Below are 3,590 nucleotides of genomic sequence, written 5' to 3' on the forward strand. Positions count from 1 at the left end.
TCATAATAAATTTGGCAGAGGATTAAAGATTAGTTATTGTGACTAACTATTTTGATTAGAAAAAGATAAACTTGAGAATCTTCAGTCAAATTTATTGACTCAAAATTAGCTGTACTTAATTTAAATGAATCAACCCTAGGGTTGGGGGGGTGGGGGGTTGCCTTTTGCATGAGTGCCTCTTGCCTCGTCTCAACAAGCAATTTAAATTACGAACAGCTTAGTCAAGCTCCAACCTCGATTGACAGGGACTAAAAGAACGCCGGTGCTGAGAAGTAAGTCCATAGTTGCCAATCGCTTCTAGGTGTTGAGCAGTGCCATAACCCTTGTGACGAGAGAGTCCATAATCGGGATAGCGTCCGTGCCAACGAGTAATTAAGTCATCGCGCCAGACTTTGGCCACGATACTAGCCGCCGCAATTACCGGCGATTGTTGATCTCCCTGAATTACCGCCTTTTGGGGGATTGACAAATCTTTAATAATGTGCTTGCCATCGATCAAGCAGAGATTGGGGGAAAGGGGTAATTTCCCGATCGCTCTGCTCATTGCCAGTAGAGAGGCATGAAAAATATTCAAGCGATCGATCTCTTTCACCGTAGCATAACCGATACGACAAACAAAATCCCGTTGTATTTGCTGGCTCAATTTTTGCCGTTTTTGGGGGCTAAGTTGCTTACTATCCTTCACCCCCAACTCCCACAGCCGCGGAAAACCAGAGGGGACAGTGACCACTACCGCCGCCACCACGGGGCCAAATAAAGCCCCGCGCCCCACCTCATCGACACCGGCAATTAAGGGTTCTGCGCTCATGACTCATCGGCAGTGGCGGAGGAACGACGACGACGACGACGCAGCACCGCGGTTTCAGCCTCTATTTGTGGCTCCTCCGTCACCTCGGCGCTCACCGGGGTCTCGACAGGAATGACTTCGCCCAGAAAAACTGGAGTTTCGGGCGTAATCGGTTCGGGCGTAAAAGTCACTGGTGGACTAGCTTCTTGGTTGATTTCCTGACTAACTTCGCTAGTGGTGGGACGACGACGACGGCGCACCAAGGAACGATTTTCGGCTTCCTCGCTGGTTTCCGTCGCTTCTACCGGGGTGTCCTCGACTTCTAGGGTAGGAGTCAAGGATATTTCAGGAGTAACAGGCATTTCTGGGTTTTCCGCTTCTCTTTCCCCTGCCAGTTTCACGGAAACAATCACCGATTTCGGGTCTTTAAACTCCTTATCCAACAGAATCAGGGGAGAAATGCCCATTAAAGAATAAACTTCCTGTTCTACCGGGGTCATTTCCACGGAAACCCTTTCCCGTTCGGCGACGGGGATATTTTTGCCCGCGCTGGCATCTTCTCCACGTTTCGAGAGACGGGCGGGGCGTTCTCGTTTTTCCTCCAGGCGTTGTGGTTCTGATTCCGGCTCGATTTCGTTGTTAACACCGTTAGTAGAGGCTTTTTCGCCCCGTTCCTCTTTTAGCAATAGTTCCGAAGGACGACGACGACGGCGACGGCGAGAATTATTAACCTGTTCTTGATAGTTGGGATGGAAGGAAAGATCCATCTCTTGGGCGTTTTCTTCGGCCTCAAATTCGGAGAAAACTTCTAGATAGGGTTCGGCCGCCGCAACGCTAGGAGCGCTCTTATCTGGTAGAACTTTTGTATTAATTGGGGCAACGACAAGGGTTTCTTTTTCCGCGCGGCTAAGGGTGGGGGTTTCTAAGGCGATGGCGTTGCCTTCTCCGGGTAGATGGGCTAAATGGCCCAGTCCGCCGCAATGGTCACAGGTTTTGCCGAATAATTCATAAATGTTTTTCCCCTGACGCTTACGAGTTAATTCCACTAACCCCAATTCCGATAATTGGGCAATCTGGGGCCGGGCCTTATCGCTTTTCAGGGCCTTATTAAACAATTCCAACAGTTTCAACTGGTCGCGACGGGAATCCATATCGATGAAGTCCACCACCACCACACCGCCGATATTTCTCAAGCGCAGTTGTCGGGCGATTTCTGTGGCGGCCTCGCTATTAGTCCAGAGTACGGTTTCCCGGGCCGTGGCCGAACGGGTAAAGGAACCGGAGTTAACATCAATTACCGTTAAAGCTTCCGTCGGTTCGATGATAATGTAGCCGCCGGAGGGTAAATCAACCCGGGGTTTGAGGGCCTCGCGAATGGCAGCGTTAACCCGGAAATAGTCGAGAATTGGCTGGGTTTCCCGATGGGAGTCGATATAAACCCCTTCGAGAGCTTTGCCGCCGCCCCAGTTCGTCAATTGCTGTTTAACTCGTTTTACCGCCACCGGGTTATCCACAACAATGCGATTGACATCGGCACTGTACATATCCCGCAAAACCCTTTGAATAAAGTCATCATCCCGGTTCAGCAGGGCCGGGGCCCGGGTGCTGACGGCCATCTGTTGGATATTCTCCCACTGTTTTTGCAGAAATTCCAAATCCTCGATAATCGCCTCTTCCGCTTTGCCTTCGGCCTCGGTGCGTACCAGCAACCCCATCCCCGCCGGTTTGACCAAAATCCCTAAAGCTCGTAAACGGGAGCGCTCGTCTTCACTGCGGATGCGACGGGAAAGATTCACCCCGCGACCATTGGGCATCAATACCAGATAACGACCGGGGAGAGTGACATTTCCCGTTAGCCGCGGTCCCTTGTTGCCGGTGGGTTCTTTCATTACCTGTACCAGCACTTTTTGCTGGGGGGCCAGTAATTCCGTGATAGCACCGGCGGTTTTTTTCAGTCTTAAGGGGCCCAGGTCGGTGACATGGATAAAGCCATTGCGTTCCGCGTCGCCAATATTGACGAAGGCTGCATCTATCCCGGGGATGACATTTTCTACTAATCCTAGATAGATGTCGGCCACCTGCTGATTACCTGTGGCTACAACTAATTCCTGAATTTGATCTTCCCAAAAAACAGCCGCTATATGGTGTTGTTCGGCTATGATTATTTGTTTTGGCATTCAATTTCCTCAATCTTTCGGTTTCAAAAGCGACGGACCATGGGCTATTTGTCTATGCTTTGAGGCTACTTCTGGAAATCTGGTCTTGTTAAGAAAGTTCTAAGAAGATGAGTCCGCATCGTTAAAGCCTCATCTTGATGTTCATCTGCCCCTCAGACGTGGGAACTGAGTCTTGGTTTCAGTTGTTAAGTCTGTTTGGCAACTGCCGGCTTGACCCACAATTAGGTAAGCACAGCCAGGAGACGAGATTTTCAATTAATCCCTGAGTCTTGCTCGATAACAGCATTTTTTATCCGTTTCCGCCGGTTCTGTCTATCAGAATCTAGGAAAAAAGGAGTTTTTGAGTTACTCCCCTCGGCAACAGGTTTCTGTGGAAGGGAAAATAGCGCACTTTTCGATTTTCCAAAAACCACGATTCTTTTAAGAAATGCTTTAATCGAGTCTTATAGACGACTATAACTCACTCGGTCACTCTCTGACAAGACGTTGACATCCTCGCCGCCGTAAACGGACGGTGATTCCCAAACCTCACGATTTAGGTTTCTGCTTCTTTCCCGAAGGATTTTTCGCACCTGCCTTAACAGATTTACTCTGTTCTGGTCTTATGGTCGCTCTACAGACTGACA

The 3,590-nt window shown here is 49.5% G+C and carries 2 protein-coding genes; both read right to left on the reverse strand.

What is annotated here, in order from left to right; translation table 11 throughout:
• Positions 1-217: 217 nt before the first annotated feature.
• The gene (locus IM509_RS00170) at positions 218-808 is read right to left on the reverse strand and encodes a ribonuclease HII (protein ID WP_072927708.1); all 591 of its coding nucleotides are present in this window, start codon (positions 806-808) and stop codon (positions 218-220) included.
• Positions 805-2,964 carry a ribonuclease E gene (gene rne, locus IM509_RS00175; protein WP_185236850.1) on the reverse strand — a complete coding sequence of 720 codons (2,160 nt, stop codon included), beginning with the start codon at positions 2,962-2,964 and terminating at the stop codon, positions 805-807. Before rne ends, IM509_RS00170 begins: the two co-directional genes overlap by 4 nt.
• Positions 2,965-3,590 lie beyond the last annotated feature (626 nt).

Origin of the sequence: Microcystis sp. M31BS1, from assembly GCF_020245285.1 — a bacterium.
GTDB lineage: Bacteria > Cyanobacteriota > Cyanobacteriia > Cyanobacteriales > Microcystaceae > Microcystis > Microcystis panniformis.